The 16,447-nt window shown below is 57.5% G+C and carries 17 protein-coding genes; 2 read left to right on the forward strand and 15 right to left on the reverse strand.

From position 1 onward, the window contains the following. Positions 1-14: 14 nt before the first annotated feature. The 12 genes from nlpD to cysG form a co-directional block, all read right to left on the reverse strand. Positions 15-1,115 (reverse strand): murein hydrolase activator NlpD, encoded by a 1,101-nt coding sequence (nlpD, locus tag LC417_RS13965; protein WP_223566048.1) that lies wholly within the window; start codon positions 1,113-1,115, stop codon positions 15-17. A 162-nt stretch (positions 1,116-1,277) separates the two neighbouring features. Beyond that, positions 1,278-1,904, reverse strand: a complete 627-nt coding sequence (locus LC417_RS13970) for a protein-L-isoaspartate(D-aspartate) O-methyltransferase (protein WP_010248537.1) — start codon at positions 1,902-1,904, stop codon at positions 1,278-1,280. After that, complete coding sequence (surE, locus tag LC417_RS13975; RefSeq protein ID WP_003849099.1) at positions 1,898-2,659, reverse strand: 5'/3'-nucleotidase SurE; 762 nt, start codon at positions 2,657-2,659, stop codon at positions 1,898-1,900. The genes LC417_RS13970 and surE overlap by 7 nt, the downstream gene beginning before the upstream one ends. A gap of 191 nt (positions 2,660-2,850) precedes the next feature. Beyond that, complete coding sequence (gene truD, locus LC417_RS13980; protein WP_187508605.1) at positions 2,851-3,891, reverse strand: tRNA pseudouridine(13) synthase TruD; 1,041 nt, start codon at positions 3,889-3,891, stop codon at positions 2,851-2,853. After that, positions 3,888-4,370: a 2-C-methyl-D-erythritol 2,4-cyclodiphosphate synthase gene (ispF, locus tag LC417_RS13985; RefSeq protein ID WP_010248541.1), complete on the reverse strand. Its 483-nt coding sequence runs from the start codon at positions 4,368-4,370 to the stop codon at positions 3,888-3,890. The genes truD and ispF overlap by 4 nt, the downstream gene beginning before the upstream one ends. Then, positions 4,370-5,086 carry a 2-C-methyl-D-erythritol 4-phosphate cytidylyltransferase gene (gene ispD / locus LC417_RS13990; RefSeq protein WP_223566049.1) on the reverse strand — a complete coding sequence of 239 codons (717 nt, stop codon included), beginning with the start codon at positions 5,084-5,086 and terminating at the stop codon, positions 4,370-4,372. The genes ispF and ispD overlap by 1 nt, the downstream gene beginning before the upstream one ends. 3 nt (positions 5,087-5,089) lie before the next feature. After that, positions 5,090-5,407 (reverse strand): cell division protein FtsB, encoded by a 318-nt coding sequence (ftsB, locus tag LC417_RS13995; protein WP_010248545.1) that lies wholly within the window; start codon positions 5,405-5,407, stop codon positions 5,090-5,092. A 177-nt stretch (positions 5,408-5,584) separates the two neighbouring features. Continuing rightward, positions 5,585-5,905 carry a DUF3561 family protein gene (locus LC417_RS14000; protein ID WP_010248547.1) on the reverse strand — a complete coding sequence of 107 codons (321 nt, stop codon included), beginning with the start codon at positions 5,903-5,905 and terminating at the stop codon, positions 5,585-5,587. A gap of 54 nt (positions 5,906-5,959) precedes the next feature. Beyond that, positions 5,960-6,565, reverse strand: coding sequence for an adenylyl-sulfate kinase (gene cysC / locus LC417_RS14005; protein ID WP_010672130.1), 606 nt, complete (start codon positions 6,563-6,565; stop codon positions 5,960-5,962). Further along, positions 6,565-7,992 (reverse strand): sulfate adenylyltransferase subunit CysN, encoded by a 1,428-nt coding sequence (cysN, locus tag LC417_RS14010; RefSeq protein WP_124890295.1) that lies wholly within the window; start codon positions 7,990-7,992, stop codon positions 6,565-6,567. Before cysN ends, cysC begins: the two co-directional genes overlap by 1 nt. Before the next feature lie 11 nt (positions 7,993-8,003). Then, positions 8,004-8,912 (reverse strand): sulfate adenylyltransferase subunit CysD, encoded by a 909-nt coding sequence (gene cysD, locus LC417_RS14015; RefSeq protein WP_010248554.1) that lies wholly within the window; start codon positions 8,910-8,912, stop codon positions 8,004-8,006. Between the two features lie 9 nt (positions 8,913-8,921). Continuing rightward, a complete protein-coding gene (cysG, locus tag LC417_RS14020; RefSeq protein WP_022623797.1) occupies positions 8,922-10,337 on the reverse strand; it encodes a siroheme synthase CysG in 1,416 nt (471 codons plus the stop codon). 363 nt (positions 10,338-10,700) lie between these two features. On the opposite strand from cysG, the gene LC417_RS14025 reads away from it, so the two are divergent. Together LC417_RS14025 and LC417_RS14030 are read left to right on the forward strand one after the other, a co-directional pair. Further along, positions 10,701-11,714: an aminopeptidase gene (locus tag LC417_RS14025; protein WP_010672132.1), complete on the forward strand. Its 1,014-nt coding sequence runs from the start codon at positions 10,701-10,703 to the stop codon at positions 11,712-11,714. A 9-nt stretch (positions 11,715-11,723) separates the two neighbouring features. Further along, the gene (locus LC417_RS14030; protein ID WP_033758696.1) at positions 11,724-12,008 is read left to right on the forward strand and encodes a YciI family protein; all 285 of its coding nucleotides are present in this window, start codon (positions 11,724-11,726) and stop codon (positions 12,006-12,008) included. A gap of 60 nt (positions 12,009-12,068) precedes the next feature. Here the strand turns inward: LC417_RS14030 and LC417_RS14035 are convergent, their stop codons facing one another. The 3 genes from LC417_RS14035 to cysJ are packed head-to-tail and all read right to left on the reverse strand — an operon-like array spanning position 12,069 to position 16,344. Next, positions 12,069-12,803, reverse strand: a complete 735-nt coding sequence (locus LC417_RS14035) for a phosphoadenylyl-sulfate reductase (RefSeq protein WP_010248562.1) — start codon at positions 12,801-12,803, stop codon at positions 12,069-12,071. Beyond that, positions 12,800-14,521, reverse strand: coding sequence for an assimilatory sulfite reductase (NADPH) hemoprotein subunit (gene cysI / locus LC417_RS14040; RefSeq protein ID WP_022623798.1), 1,722 nt, complete (start codon positions 14,519-14,521; stop codon positions 12,800-12,802). The genes LC417_RS14035 and cysI overlap by 4 nt, the downstream gene beginning before the upstream one ends. Continuing rightward, positions 14,521-16,344 (reverse strand): NADPH-dependent assimilatory sulfite reductase flavoprotein subunit, encoded by a 1,824-nt coding sequence (gene cysJ / locus LC417_RS14045; RefSeq protein WP_223566050.1) that lies wholly within the window; start codon positions 16,342-16,344, stop codon positions 14,521-14,523. Before cysJ ends, cysI begins: the two co-directional genes overlap by 1 nt. Between the last annotated feature and the right edge of the window lie 103 nt (positions 16,345-16,447).

The raw sequence follows: 16,447 nt of genomic DNA on the forward strand, positions 1-16,447 counted from the left end.
TTTGTTCTGCCGGATTATCGCTGCGGTAAATAACGCAACGGGTTTACGGATTTCCCCTTGTAACGAATTTCAAAGTGTAATCTGACTGAACTGGTTCCGGTGCTACCCATGGTAGCGATCTTTTGCCCCGCCTTAACTTCCTGTTGTTCCCGGACCAGCATTGTATCGTTGTGGGCGTAGGCACTCAGGTAATCATCGTTGTGTTTAATGATGATTAAATTACCGTAACCCCGGAGTGCGTTACCTGCGTAAACCACTCGTCCTGAAGCAGTGGCGACCACAGATTGTCCGCGCGTCCCGGCGATATCGATACCTTTATTGCCACCTTCGGCGGCAGAGAAGTTATCGATGATCTTCCCGTCAGTCGGCCAGCGCCAGCTTCCGACCGGCGTTGAACTGTTGGTTGTACTGCTAACCGTTGGGGGTGCGGTAACGACTGGAGCTGTTGTCGTTGCAACATTTGCTCCATTCGAAGGCAACATTTTGCTGCCACCCGAATTACCTGAATCATCAGAATACGTAATAACAGGTTGCTGTGCAACAGAAGGCGATTTAATTTGTGGCGCCGCCGGAACGCCGCCCTGCGTTGCATCAGCAACGGTAATGGGATTGCCGCCAGTAATCGGCTGACCCGACCCATTGCCAATCTGCAAAGTTTGTCCGACATTCAGGCCATATGGCGCCGGAACATTGTTGCGCTGGGCTAAATCACGGAAATCGTTGCCGGTAATCCAGGCGATGTAAAACAATGTGTCGCCACGCTTAACGGTATAAGTTTCGCCGGAGTAGCTACCTTTAGGAATGTTCTGATAACTGCGATTGTAAACAATCCGGCCATTCTGCGTCTCAACATTGCTGTTGGTACTAATCATTCCACCACTAGCGGGGGCAGATGCTGAATTTTTGCTTAACATTTGTCCCTGGGCTGGCGTGGCAGGAACGCCGCCTGAACTCATGTCTGCTCCAGACTGGTTAGTGTTCATGCCACCATTGTCGCCAACGCGACTGATGGGTGCCTGTGAGTTGTCGCTGGAGCTACAGCCTGCCAGCCAAAAACCTACCAGTGAAAGCGCCGCCAGACGGCGTAACTGAAAAAGTGTGCTTCCCGTGCTCATTAATCCCCCGTGATGGCAACTCTGATCTATCTGTTTCACTGTATCTGCCAGCAGGATACTCTGCGCGGCGCGATAAAATCTGCGTTTTCGATGAATAAACTGGATAGTAACAACATCAGGTACGTGGTGCTATGAAACAGTTGTGAAGAAATACGAAGAGGGTCAGGCCAGATCGCCCTGCACCAGCGGGACAAAACGCACTGGTTCGATGGTCTCTTCCATCACCTCTTCGCCCTGACGACGCAGGCGCTTCAGTACCTGCTGATCTTCACCAACCGGCAGCACCATGATGCCGCCTTCTGCCAGTTGTGCTATCAGCGCAATCGGAATTTCAGGCGGTGCAGCCGTGACGATGATGGCATCGAAGGGGCCACGTGAAGGCCAGCCCTGCCAGCCATCACCATGACGGGTTGAGACATTATGCAGATCCAGCTGTTTCAGACGGCGCTTGGCCTGCCACTGCAGCCCTTTGATGCGTTCCACTGAATAAACATGGTCCACCAGGTGGGCAAGAATCGCCGTCTGATAACCTGAACCCGTACCAATCTCCAGCACACGCGAATGCGGATTAAGCCCGAGCAGCGCGGTCATCCGCGCGACCATGTAGGGCTGTGATATCGTCTGACCGGAGCCGATGGGCAAGGCAACATTGTCCCAGGCTTTATGCTCGAACGCTTCGTCGATAAAACGTTCGCGCGGCACCTCGCTGATGGCTTTCAGCAGGTTTTCATCATCGATGCCCTGCTGACGCAGTTGTGACAGCAACGTCTCAATACGCCGATTCACCATGCCAGGTTCACCTCAGCTTTAGCCAGCCAGTCACTGAGCACGTTCTGCGCGCTGTGCGCCGTTAAATCGACATGGAGTGCCGTGACAGAGACGTAGCCCTGATCCACGGCGGCGAAGTCCGTATCCGGGCCCGCATCCAGTTTTTCGCCTGGCGGACCAATCCAGTAGAGTGTATTGCCACGCGGATCCTGCTGCGCAATCACCTGATCCGCCGGATGGCGACTGCCACAGCGCGTCACGCGGATGCCTTTGAGTTCTGACAACGGCAGATCGGGAACGTTGATGTTGAGAATGCGGCCGGTGCGCAGCGGTTCATGCGTCAGCGCCCTGAGCAGAGCGCAGGTCACGGCCGCCGCGGTGGCGTAGTGCTGATGGCCGTTGAGCGAAACCGCGATAGCCGGCAAGCCAAGATGTCGCCCTTCCATCGCTGCCGCCACCGTGCCGGAGTAGATCACATCATCGCCCAGATTGGGGCCGGCATTGATGCCCGACACCACAATGTCGGGACGCGGCTGCATCAGCGCATTCACCCCCAGATAGACGCAGTCGGTCGGCGTCCCCATCTGGACGGCGATATCGCCGTTTTCATGGGTGAAGGTGCGCAGAGGCGTTTCCAGCGTTAATGAGTTCGAGGCACCGCTTCGGTTACGATCGGGGGCAACAACCTGCACGTCAGCAATCTGCCGCAGGGCTTTCGCCAGAGTCTGAATGCCTGGCGCATGAATGCCGTCATCGTTACTGAGCAATATCCGCATTTCGTTCTGACCTTTTTTTATTCGACTGGTCGCCGTGACGGAACCTGTTTTAACGGCATGGCAACAGGTGAGGAATAGACGGCGATTTTTGCATTCTAGCGAGGCGCGCAAGGAAGTGGTAGGCGTAAATCACACGACGGTGGGGGTTTGCCGCAACATTACCCACACTGCGGGTCAGGTTGCGGCGAAGATTACTCATCAATCTGATCGGGCGAGTCCGCGTGGGTCAGCAGCTCCCGGACCACGCTGGTGGCAAAGCTGCCCGCTGGCAGCCAGAATGCCAGTTCCAGCGTAACATCATCCCACCAGCTCCACTGCATATCGCGCGGCACCATCAACATGGCACGGCGTGCAGCATCGACCTTTTCACGTTCAATCAGTCCCAGCAGCAGCGTCTCATCAGCCAGCGCCTGCTGTTCAAAGGCCAGCGCGTCAGCCTGCGGGCCAGGCTCGCCCCGTCCCGGCAACGGCGCGGTGATGCGCAGCTCATGCTGATCAACCCGGCGCTGTGACTCTGCCAGTTCATCAGGCTGCGCGACAAACCAGCTGCCTCGTCCGGTCAGCTGCAACGCATCGCCGTTGAGCACCTGAGTCAGCCCACCCTGCTGTTGCAGACGCGCACTGGTCACCTGATTAAACAGCGCACTGCGCGCGGCAGAGAGCATCAGGCTGCGCTTGTTGCGGTCGCGAATAATGATCTCATTGCGCGCCCACTTTTCTGCCATCACCAGGTTATTGCCGCCGCGGCCAAAGCGCTGTTCACCAAAATAGTTCGGCACGCCCGCATCACGAATCTGCGCCAGACGCGTTTCAACTGCATCACGGTCACTGATCTGGCGGATGATCAGCCGGAACGCGTTCCCCGCCAGTGCGCCGATGCGCAGCTTACGTTTGTGGCGCACCGCCTGCAGAATCTCGACCCCTTCCAGCTCAAAACCGCGCAGATCGGGCATCGCATTACCCGGCAGGCGAAAACAGAGAGTCTGTTCCGTCACCGCATGGCGATCTTTCATTCCGGCATAACTCATGTCGCGCTGATGAATACCGAGATACTTCGCCAGTGCCTCAGCCACAAAGCGGGTATTGGCCCCCACTTTACGGATGCGCACCAGCAGGTGCTCACCTTCACCATCCGCGCCATAACCGAGATCTTCAACTACCACGAAATCTTCCGGATTGGCTTTGATCACGCCGGAGGCCACGGGTGTGCCGTGCAGGTAATTCAGCATCATTGGCTGTCAGCTTTCAGGACTAACGCCACCGCTTCACAGGCGATGCCTTCGCCGCGCCCGGTAAAGCCCAGCTTCTCGGTGGTGGTCGCTTTGACGTTGACCGCATCCATATGGCAGCCCAGATCTTCTGCAATATTGATCCGCATCTGTGGCACGTGCGGCAGCATTTTCGGTGCCTGAGCAATAATCGTGACGTCGACATTACCGATGCGATAGCCTTTGGCTTCGATACGGCGCCAGGCCTCACGCAGCAGGCCACGGCTGTCCGCCCCTTTAAAGGCCGGATCGGTGTCAGGAAACAGCTTGCCGATATCGCCCATCGCCACTGCGCCCAGCAGCGCGTCAGTCAGCGCATGCAGCGCCACATCGCCATCCGAATGGGCGATAAAACCCTGCTCAAACGGGATCCGCACACCGCCAATCACTAACGGACCCTCTCCGCCAAAGGCGTGAACGTCAAAACCGTGACCGATACGCATCATGCGCTCTCCTTTAATTGAATCTGACTCAGATAAAAAGCCGCCAGCGCCAGATCTTCTGGCCGGGTGACTTTGATGTTATCACTGCGTCCGCTGACTAACAGCGGGTGGTAGCCGCAATACTCCAGCGCCGAGGCTTCATCGGTGATGGTCGCGCCTTCTGCCAGCGCCCGCGTCAGGCAGGCGGTGAGCAGCGCATGAGGGAAAAATTGCGGCGTTAAGGCGTGCCAGAGATCGTCGCGCTCTACGGTATGGGCCACCGCGGCTTTGCCCGGCTCGCCCCGTTTCATGGTGTCACGCACTGGCGCGGCCAGAATCCCGCCAACGTGGCTCTGTTCACGCACGTTGAGCAGTTGCTGGAGATCATCGGGATGCAGACAGGGACGCGCGGCGTCATGGACCAGCACCCAGGCGGAACCCTGTGCGGCCTGCAATCCGGCCAGCACCGATTCGGCGCGGGTCTCTCCGCCTGTCACCCTGAGCACGCGCGGATCGCGTGCCAGCGGCAGTGAAGCGAAGTGCTGGTCATCAGGACTGAGGGCGACAATCACCTGTTTGATAGCGAGATGGGAAAACAGACGCGCAATGCTGTGTTCCAGAAGGGTGTGCTGACCAATCGTCAGATACTGCTTCGGACAGGTTGCCTGCATGCGGCTGCCGATCCCGGCAGCGGGCACCACGGCAATCACATCCGCAAGGGAGGCCAGAGTGTTCATGTTTTATCGTTGTTGGTTAAGCGCTGCTTGTTGCGCGTTGCGTTTGTTCTGGTCAGGCACCAGACGATAGAAAGTCTCACCGGGCTTAATCATGCCCAGTTCATTGCGTGCACGCTCCTCGATCGCTTCCGAGCCGCCATTGAGATCGTCAATTTCGGCAAACAGCTGATCGTTTCGCGATTTCAGTTTGGCATTGTTTGCCTGTTGCACCGCGACATCATCATTGACGCGCGTATAGTCATGGATGCCATTTTTCCCCAGCCACAACGAATATTGCAGCCAGCCAAGCAGCACCAATAACAGTAACGTCAGTTTTCCCATCCCGCCCCCTAAAAACGGCCCAATCATCCCATAACTTTGCACAGGACTCCACACCAGCGGAGAAAATGGCGCGCTTTGCTGCGCGTCTGCGCAAAATATGAATCAGTACCGATTCAGACGGGAAAAGATTTGTAACCTGCCGATGCGTTTGCACATCAGCGCGGGCGCACTGAGGGCTTACCAGCCAGAGAGAAAAGAGAACATTAACCAGAAGAGCGTGACCACCATGATCACCGTGGCGAGCGCGGCCCACAGCCACTGTCCACTCAGCAGCGTATTCAGCGCGATACCCGTGACCACCGCAACCGGCAGCAGCGCCAGAAAGAATGGCCAGGTATAAAGAAAGAAGAACAGCGTGTTAGAGCCGAACAGCAGGAAAGGAATCGCCAGCGCGCACCAGTAAGCGAGAAAGCCGATAACGCCGCCCGGCAGCAATGAGCGCGGCTCATCCGGGGAGGAGTCATCTTTTCGAGCGAGCATTGGGGTAATGTTCTGCATAGGCATCCTGTTGGCGCGAGGGCGGCAAATCAGAAACGATTTGCCGCTGTCTCTTCAGGATTTGATGATATCGCGGTCACGCAGCAGGTCTAACAATTGGGCGGCGAGTTTTGTAACCAATTGTTCGCCATCCAGCTGGATTTCCGGGCTATCGGGCGCCTCATAGACGCTGTCGATGCCGGTGAAATTACGCAGTTCACCGGCGCGCGCTTTGCGATACAACCCTTTCGGATCACGCGCTTCACACACGGCTAACGGCGTATCGACAAATACCTCGATAAACTGTCCCGGCTCCAGCAGATCGCGCACCATCTGACGCTCGGCGCGATGCGGCGAAATAAAGGCAGTGAGCACCACGAGTCCGGCATCCACCATCAGTTTCGCCACTTCACCGACGCGACGGATATTCTCTTTACGGTCATCATCGCTGAAACCGAGGTCACGACAGAGGCCGTGACGCACATTGTCACCATCCAGCAGATAGGTGCTGACGCCGATGCGGTGCAGCGCCTGCTCCAGCGCACCGGCAACGGTGGATTTCCCCGAGCCCGAAAGGCCGGTGAACCACAGCACCACGCCCTGATGGCCATGCTGCTGTTCGCGTGAGGCGCGTGTCACCGGATGATCATGCCACACCACGTTATCGTCGTGCTGAGCCATTACTGACCGCCCAGCAGGTCGCGCGCATTCCAGTGTGGGAAGTGGCGGCGCACCAGCGCATTCAGTTCCAGCTCAAACGCGCTGAACTCGCCGGTATTGACCGGGGCATCATGGTTTGGCTGATGGATCATGCCGGCACCCACGGTGACGTTGCTCAGGCGATCGATAAAGATCATGCCGCCGGTCACCGGGTTCTGCTGATAGCTGTCGAGTACCATCGGTTCATCAAAAGTGATCTCAATGCGACCGATACCGTTCAGCGGCAGCGTATCGACCTGACGCGTCTCCAGCGAGTTGATCTCGACCTGATGCAGCACCTTCTCTACCCGGCCACGGGTTTTCTTACCGGCGATTTTCAGGTCATAACTCTGACCGGCCTGCAGCGGCTGTTCTGACATCCAGACCACGTCAACGCTGGCAGACTGAACCGCTGCCAGCTCTTCACTGGCATCCACCAGCAGATCGCCACGGCTGATATCAATCTCATCCTGCAGAACCAGGGTAATCGCTTCGCCTGCACCCGCTTCCTGCAGATCGCCATCGAAGGTCACAATGCGGGCAATGGTCGACTCCACGCCAGAAGGCAGCACTTTAACGCGCTGGCCTACCTGCACGCTGCCCGACGCCAGGGTGCCGGCATAACCACGAAAATCGAGGTTCGGACGGTTGACATACTGCACCGGGAAACGCATCGGCTGATGATCGACGACGCGCTTCAGCTCCACGGTCTCCAGCACATCCAGCAGCGTCGGGCCGCTATACCACGGCATGGTCTGACTGGCAGAAGCGACGTTATCCCCTTCCAGCGCCGACATCGGCACAAAGCGGATATCGAGGTCTTCCGGCAGCTGCGCAGCAAAGTCGAGGTAATCCTGTTTGATCTGCTCGAAGCGCTCCTGGTTGTACTCCACCAGATCCATCTTATTGATCGCCACCACCAGGTGTTTGATCCCCAGCAGCGTCGAGATAAAGCTGTGGCGGCGGGTCTGATCCAGTACGCCTTTACGCGCATCGATCAGCAGGATCGCCAGATCGCAGGTTGACGCGCCGGTCGCCATGTTACGGGTGTACTGCTCATGTCCCGGCGTGTCGGCGATAATAAATTTACGCTTTTCGGTCGAGAAGTAGCGGTAGGCCACATCAATGGTAATACCCTGCTCACGCTCAGCCTGCAGACCATCCACCAGCAGCGCCAGATCGAGCTTCTCGCCCTGGGTGCCGTGACGTTTGCTGTCGTTGTGCAGCGATGAGAGCTGATCTTCATAGATCTGACGGGTGTCGTGTAGCAGACGTCCAATCAGGGTACTTTTTCCGTCGTCAACGCTGCCGCAGGTCAGAAAACGCAGCAGGCTCTTGTGTTGTTGCGTGGTCAGCCAGGCTTCAACGCCGCCCTGGTCGGCAATCTGTTGTGCAATTACGGTATTCATCTGGCGTCTCCTTAGAAATAACCCTGACGTTTTTTCAGTTCCATCGAACCGGACTGATCGCGATCGATCATGCGGCCCTGACGCTCGCTGGTGGTGGAAACCAGCATCTCTTCGATGATCTCCGGCAGCGTCTGCGCCTCAGACTCTACCGCGCCGGTCAGAGGCCAGCAGCCGAGCGTACGGAAACGGACCATCCGTTCGGTGATCTCTTCACCCGGCTGCAGGTTGATGCGATCGTCATCGATCATCATCAGCATGCCATCACGCTCCAGCACCGGACGCGGTGCGGCGAGATAGAGCGGCACGATCTCGATGTTTTCCAGGAAGATGTACTGCCAGATATCCAGTTCGGTCCAGTTCGACAGCGGGAAGACGCGGATGCTTTCACCCTTGTTGATCTGACCGTTGTAGTTGTGCCACAGCTCAGGGCGCTGGTTTTTCGGATCCCAGCGATGGAAGCGGTCACGGAATGAGTAGATACGCTCTTTGGCGCGTGACTTCTCTTCATCACGACGTGCGCCGCCAAAGGCTGCATCAAAACCATATTTGTTCAGCGCCTGCTTCAGCCCTTCGGTTTTCATGATGTCAGTGTGTTTGGCACTGCCGTGAACAAAGGGATTGATGCCCATCGCCACGCCTTCCGGGTTGCGGTGAACCAGCAACTCTGCGCCCATCGCTTTCACGGTGCGGTCGCGAAATTCGTACATTTCACGGAATTTCCAGCCGGTATCCACATGCAGCAACGGGAACGGCAACGTGCCTGGGTAGAAGGCTTTACGCGCCAGATGGAGCATGACCGAGGAGTCTTTGCCGATGGAATACATCATCACCGGATTGCTGAACTCCGCCGCCACTTCGCGAATGATGTGGATACTCTCCGCCTCCAGCTGACGCAGATGAGTGAGTCGTTTTTGGTCCATGATTTTCCCTCAAGCCAGATTGACAACGGCGGACTCGCGAGCCCCCTGCTGTGCTGAATGTTTAAACCAGGCGAGTTGCCCGTGCAGATTAACCACCTCTCCGATCACCAGCAGCGCCGGAGTGGGTGCCGAGGCGGCCAGCGCCTCAAGTTGTTCTAAGGTGCCGGTCAGCACCTGTTGATCCTGACGGGTGCCGCGACTGATCACCGCCACCGGCGTTGATGGCGCGCGACCGTGCTGAATCAGCGCCTCGCTGATGGCAGCGGCTTTAACGGTTCCCATGTAGATCGCCAGCGTCTGACGCGCACGCGCCAGCGATGGCCAGTCAATGTCATCCCCATCGGGACGGCAGTGACCGGTAATAAACATCACGCTCTGCGCGTAGTCGCGGTGGGTCAGCGGAATACCGGCATAGGCCGTCGCACCGGCAGCCGCGGTGACGCCCGGCACCACCTGGAACGGCACACCCGCCTGCTGAGCCGCCTGCAGCTCTTCGCCGCCGCGGCCAAAGATAAAGGGATCGCCGCCCTTGAGGCGCACGACGCGCTTGCCTTTCAGCGCCAGTGAAACCAGCATCTGATTGATCTCTTCCTGCGGCAACGTGTGCGCGCTGGCCCGTTTGCCGACGCAGATGCGATCGGCATCGCGGCGCACCAGATCCAGCACCTCTTCGCTGACCAGATGGTCGTAGAGCACCACATCGGCTAACTGCATCACCTGCAGGCCACGCAGCGTCAGCAGACCGCTATCGCCCGGCCCGGCGCCCACCAGAAAGATCTCGCCCTGACGGGTCGGCTCTTCCAGCAGCTCACGGTCCAGCGTGCGTTTCGCCTCTTCGACGTTACCGGCAGACATCTCACTGGCGAACCGGCCATCGAAAGCGCGTTCCCAGAAGCGCCGACGGTCAGACATGCGGCTGAAGCGCTGTTTGACTTTATCGCGCCAGAGTCCGGCCACTTCAGCCATCTGACCCAGACTGGCAGGCAGCAGCGTTTCGATTTTTTCGCGCAGCATGCGTGCCAGCACCGGTGCGGTGCCGCTGGAGGAGATCGCCACCACCAGCGGTGAGCGGTCAACAATCGAGGGGAAGATAAAGGTGCATTTTGGCTGGTCATCCACCACGTTAACCAGCTTATGCCGCGCATTGGCGGCTTCAAACACCTGGGTGTTGAGATGGTTGTCGTCGGTGGCGGCAATCACCAGGAAAACGCCATCCAGCTGGGCCGGGTCAAATTCGGTCGCCAGCCACTCCAGCTCCTGCTTATCCAGCAGCGCCTGCAGTTCAGGGCAGAGTTCACGAGATGCGATCAGAACGCGCGCGCGTGCACGGCGCAGCAGTTCAATTTTTCGCGCCGCAATATCTCCCCCGCCGACAACCAGAACCGGGCGGCCAGAAAGATCGGCAAAAAGAGGCAAATAGTCCACGTTAACCCTGATGTTTTAACTTTGTATTAACGCGACTATACGTCGCTGGGTTTATCCAGATGAAATTACGAATTGGAATGAGTAGTTACCGAATGGAATAACGACGCCGCAAAGCACAGAACAATTTGGTCTTAACAGATGAAATTTAATGGCTTTTTCGTGAACAGGCTCACATATTGAAAGCCACACCTGCGGCAGCAAAAGCAGATAAGTGCCAGCGATAATGGTCCGTTACGCCTTTCGGTAGTGACAGCGCCCGATTCCACTAACAAAGTCACGGGACAAAAAGGATATAATGCGCGCGGCATGGCTGGCCCTGGCCCCCATGCGGAACGGCTCCCGAATAATGAAAAAGGATGCACTATGTTTTATTCCCTCCGCTTGAGGGTAGCGACAATTTTATTTGGCGCACTCATTTCCCCGCTGGCTCTGGCCACTCCGCCTGGCCAGTTTGCCGAACAGCAGGTCCGGCACATCGCCACCTTGTTTCCTGGCCGGATGAGCGGCAGCCCGGCTGAGCTGATGGCAGCCGACTACCTGCAACAGCAATTTACCGCGCTGGGGTATAAGACCAATACCCGCCAGTTCAGGACCGGCTATAAGTGGCAGGAAGAGGACGGCACGCAGCGCTGGCATAAGCTCACGGCAACCTCGGTGATTGCCGCGCGTGCAGGCAGCGTGCCGCAGGAGATTCTGATCGTGGCACATCTGGATACCTGGACGCCGCAAAATAGCAGCCAGGCCCAGCACAACCTGGGCGGCTTACGCCTGCAGGGCGTCGATGATAATGCATCGGGTCTTGGCGTGATGCTGGAGCTGGCACAGCAGCTGAGCCGCAAACCGCTGCACTACGGCATACGCTTTGTGGCGCTGAGCGCCGGAGAGGCAGATCTGCACGGCATGGATGATTATGTTGAGCGGATGAGCACGCGTGAGAAGAAGAATACCCTGCTGGTCATCGATCTGAATAGCCTGATCACCGGCGATCATCTCTATTTTAACAGCGGCATGAATACGCCCCGGGCGGTGCGCAAGCAGACCAGCGAACGAGCCCTGTTACTGGCACGCCAGCAGGGCATTCCCGCCGCCAGTCATCAGCTGAACCGTAAAGATTTTGACGCTCTTAATGCCTTCGACAAGGCGGGCTTTCCGCTGCTGGATGTGACCGCCAGCAACTGGACGCTGGGTAATAAAGATGGTGCGCTGCAGCGTCATCGTAGTCCCCACTTTCCTGATGGCGTTACCCGCCATCAGACTGACCTGGATAATCTGAGCTATCTCGACCGCTGGCTGCCGGGGCAGATAACCTTGCGAACCCGCGACAGCGTTCGCGTGCTGCTGCCGCTGCTCAGTGAACTGACCAATCCCAAAGTGTAAGGATCTGACATGTACGTGGTCTTTCTGAATTACGTTCGTCCGGTAGAAGAAGTTGAAGCGCTGCTGGCAGCCCATATCGAATGGCTGGATCGCTATTTTGACGCGGGCGTTTTTATTGCAGCGGGACGTAAAGATCCGCGCACGGGCGGCATGTTACTGGTCAGGGAGATGGAACGAGAAGAGCTGGATGCAATTTTAGCGGAAGATCCGTTTGTCACAGTGGCAGAGTATGAGGTGACGAAAGTGAATGTGACCCGTGCAGCAGAGGCGTTTGCCGGATTAAAAGGCGTTTAGCTTCCCGCCTGACTGCAGCCAAAAACTTCTCTCCCGGTGTTCGGGGAGAGAAGTCCTGCGTCAGCCTTCGTGCAGACCACACTCGCGCTTGAGACCGAAGAAGCGCGTCTCTTCTTCTGCCATACCCGGCTCCCACTTGCGGGTGGTATGGGTATCGCCCACCGAGAGATAGCCTTCATCCCACAGCGGATGGTACTTCAGCTTATGCTGTTCCAGATACTGATGAATCTGGCGGTTATCCCAGTCGATAATCGGCAGCAGCTTAAAGACGCCACGCTGGACGCCCAGCACCGGCAGATTCGCCCTGCTGCCCGACTGGTCGCGGCGCAATCCGGCAAACCAGGTCTGTGCGCCCAGGGTTTCAATGGCGCGATTCATCGGCTCAACTTTGTTGATCTCGTTATATTTCTCAATCCCCTCGACGCCCTGCTCCCACAGTTTGCCGTAGCGCGCTTCCTGCCAGGCCGGTGAGGTTTCGGCGCGGAACACCTTAAGGTTGAGATTGAGCTGGTCCGCCAGCTCATCAATAAAACGATAGGTCTCCGGGAACAGATAGCCGGTGTCGGTCAGGATCACCGGAATATCGGGCTGCTGACGCGTCACCAGATGCAGCGACACCGCGGCCTGAATACCGAAACTGGAGGAGAGCACATAAGCACCCGGCAGATTCTCCAGCGCCCAGCTGACCCGCTCTTCCGCAGATGACTTCTCCAGCTGCGCATTGGTCGCGGCCAGCGCCATAGCACGCTGGACTTTGGACATCTCATTCAGTGCTGCGAGGTCGGGGTGACTCATTTTGCTTCCTCCCAAAAATCGCGTGCCGGGTCCAGCACCGGCGCAACAATGCCCGCGCGGATGGTGAAGTCACCAAAGCCTTCAGCGGCCTGGCGCTCAGTGGCCCAGCGTCCCACCAGCTCATCAATGGTGGCGAGAATTTCGCTTTCGTTAATGTTTTCACGGTACATGCGGGGAATACGCGTTCCGCTGCGGTTTCCACCCAGATGCAGGTTGTAGCGACCTGGCGCTTTACCCACCAGCCCCAGCTCAGCCAGCATGGCACGGCCACAGCCGTTGGGACAACCGGTAACGCGTAACACTATGTGCTCATCGCCAACGCCATGCGCATGCATGATCCCTTCCACTTTGGTCACGAAGGCAGGCAGGAAGCGCTCGGCTTCTGCCATCGCCAGCGGACAGGTCGGGAACGCCACGCAGGCCATCGAGTTTTCGCGCTGTGCCGTAACGTGATCCATCAGACCATGTTCGCGCGCGATTGCTTCGATCTGCGCTTTTTCGCTTTCCGGCACGCCGGCCACAATCAGGTTCTGGTTAGCGGTCAGGCGGAAATCGCCCTGATGGATTTTCGCAATTTCAGCGATGCCGCTTTTCAGCGGTCGGCCCGGATAGTCGAGCAGGCGACCATTTTCGATAAACAGCGTCAGGTGCCATTTGTTGTCGATGCCTTTAATCCAGCCAATGCGATCGCCACGGGTGGTGAACTCATAAGGACGGATCGGCTCAAACGTCACGCCTGCCCGTTTTTCAACTTCGGCTTTAAAGGTCTCGACGCCAACGCGTTCCAGGGTGTACTTGGTTTTGGCGTTTTTACGGTCGGTACGGTTGCCCCAGTCGCGCTGAGTCGTGACCACCGCCTCGGCAACGTCGAGGATCTTCTCCACCGGGAAGTAACCAAACTCGCTGGCGGTGCGCGCGTAGGTCGCTTTGTTACCGTGCTCAATCGACAGCCCGCCACCCACCAGCAGGTTAAAGCCCACCAGCTTGCCGTGCTCGGCGACAGCGACAAAGTTCAGATCGTTGGCGTGCAGATCCACGTCGTTATGCGGCGGGATCACCACGGTGGTTTTAAATTTACGCGGCAGATACGTTTCACCGAGGATCGGCTCTTCGTCGGTGGTGGCGACTTTTTCTTTATCCCACCAGATCTCCGCATAGGCACGGGTGCGTGGCAGCAGATGCTCAGAGAGTTTCTTCGCCCACTCATACGCTTCCTGATGCAGCTCCGACTCAACCGGGTTCGACGTACAGAGCACGTTACGGTTAACGTCGTTGGCGGTCGCCAGCGCATCCAGCCCCACCTCATGCAGCATCTGATGCGTCGGCTTAACGTTCTTCTTCAGAATGCCGTGAAACTGGAAGGTCTGACGGTTAGTCAGACGGATGCTGCCATAGATAGTTTTATCGGTGGCAAATTTGTCGATGGCCAGCCACTGAGTCGGCGTAATGATGCCGCCCGGCAACCGGCAACGCAGCATCATGGCGTGGCGCGGCTCCAGCTTCTGCTCCGCACGTTCGGCACGAATATCGCGATCGTCCTGCTGGTACATGCCGTGAAAACGGATCAGCAGGAAGTTGTCGCCGGTAAAACCGCCGGTCAGACCCTCTTCCAGATCTTCTTTAATGGTGCCGCGCAGATAGTTGCTCTGCTTCTTCAGACGCTCAGCGTCTGCTAATTTGCCTTCTACAACCAGCGGTCCAGGGTGTTTATCGCTCATTAGTAAACGTCTCGCTGATAACGGCGCTCAATGCGCAGCTCACTTAAAAATTCGTCGGCCGTTTCACGATCCATTCCGCCGTGTTCGACCACCACATCCAGCAATGCCTGCTCGACGTCTTTTGCCATACGATTCGCGTCGCCACAGACATAAAGATGCGCGCCCTCTTCGATCCAGCGCCACACTTCGGCCCCTTTCGCGCGGATCTTATCCTGTACGTAAATCTTCTCTGCCTGATCGCGTGACCAGGCGAGGTCGATATGGGTCAGCAGACCATCCTTAACATATTTCTGCCACTCCACCTGATAGAGGAAATCGTCGGTGAAGTGCGGATTACCAAAGAATAACCAGTTTTTGCCGCCGGCACCGTCGTTGTCGCGCTGCTGCATAAAGGCGCGGAACGGCGCGATGCCGGTGCCCGGGCCAATCATGATCACTGGCGCATCCGGATTAGCCGGCAGGCGGAAGTTGTCGTTGTGTTCGATGAAGACCCGGACTTCGCCCTCTTCTTCGATGCGATCGGCCAGCCAGGTCGATGCACCGCCGCCACGCTGGCGACCTTCAATATCAAAGCGAACGGCACCGACGGTGATATGCACTTCGGTATCGGTTTCAGCCTGCGAAGAGGCGATAGAGTAGAGTCGCGGCGTCAGCGGTCGCAGCAGTCCGGTCAGCTGTTCAGCGCTGAGTTCGGACGGTGCCAGGCGCACCATATCCACAATCGGATAGTGCTGCGCATAGTGCTGCAGCCTGGCTTTATCATCCACCAGTGAGAGCAACTCCGCGTTGCGTGACAGCTGGGCATACTGCGCTACAATCTGCGCGGTGTTAACCGTCAGCTCGAAATGCTTCTGCAGCGCCTCCGCCAGCGGCAGGGTTTTCCCCTGAACCTCTACCGGCTCATCGCCTTTCAGCCAGACCAGCTCCAGCAGTTCGCTGACCAGCGCCGCGTCGTTCTCATACCAGACGCCCAGCGCATCGCCAGGCTGGTAGCGCAGACCGGAATCGCCCAGATCGATTTCGATATGGCGCACATCTTTATCTGAGTCCCGTCCGGTAATTTTCTGATTCACCGCCAGACTCGCGCTGAGCGGCGACTCTTTAGTATAGGGGCTGGTGGTGACTTCGTTGACGCTGCCGGCTGCTGTCGCCGCAGCCTGCGCCGGGGATTCAGTGGGAACGCGTTTCTTGAGAATTTCCGTCAGTGCATTGCGCCAGGCGGCGGCCTGCTCCGCATACTCAACATCCGCATCAACGCGATCCAGCAGACGCTCGCCGCCCAGCTCCGCCAGTCGGCTGTCAAAATCTTTACCCGCCTGACTGAAGAATTCATAAGAGGTGTCGCCCAGGCCAAACACTGCGAAGGCGGCACCCTCCATTTTCGGTGCCTTTTTCGACATCAGGAATTTATGCAGCGCTACCGCCTCTTCTGGCGGTTCGCCTTCGCCCTGGGTGGAGGTTACAACCACCAGCATTTTTTCCTGGCCAATCTGTTTGAACTTGTAATCACCGGCATTCACCAGGTTTACGTTCAGCTTTGCGGCCAGCAGGTCATCACGCAACTGCTCAGCCAGACGACGTGCGTTGCCGGTCTGGGAAGCGGAAAGCAGCGTAATGGCGGGCGCTTCGGCCGGAGCCGGAGCAGATGCAGATGCAGATGCAGTGCTGGCGACGGCGCTACCCGGGGTCTGTTCCACCCTGCCCCAGAAATAGCCTGACAGCCACGCCAGTTGAGTCGGGGAATAATCTGTCGTCGCCGCCTGTAAGCGAGCGAGTTGTTCCGGGGAGAGCGGAAGCATTGAACCAGGTGCCTGAGTCGTCATCGCGTTAAAAATTCCAGTATCAGAAGTCCGGACCGTAAAATGGCGGAAGAGTGCGTAGGTTACCGGTCCGTATATTAACGATTAAATACACCTTCGACATATC

This window comes from Pantoea sp. OVA07A (genome assembly GCF_019969975.1).
In the GTDB taxonomy this organism is placed as follows: domain Bacteria; phylum Pseudomonadota; class Gammaproteobacteria; order Enterobacterales; family Enterobacteriaceae; genus Pantoea; species Pantoea agglomerans.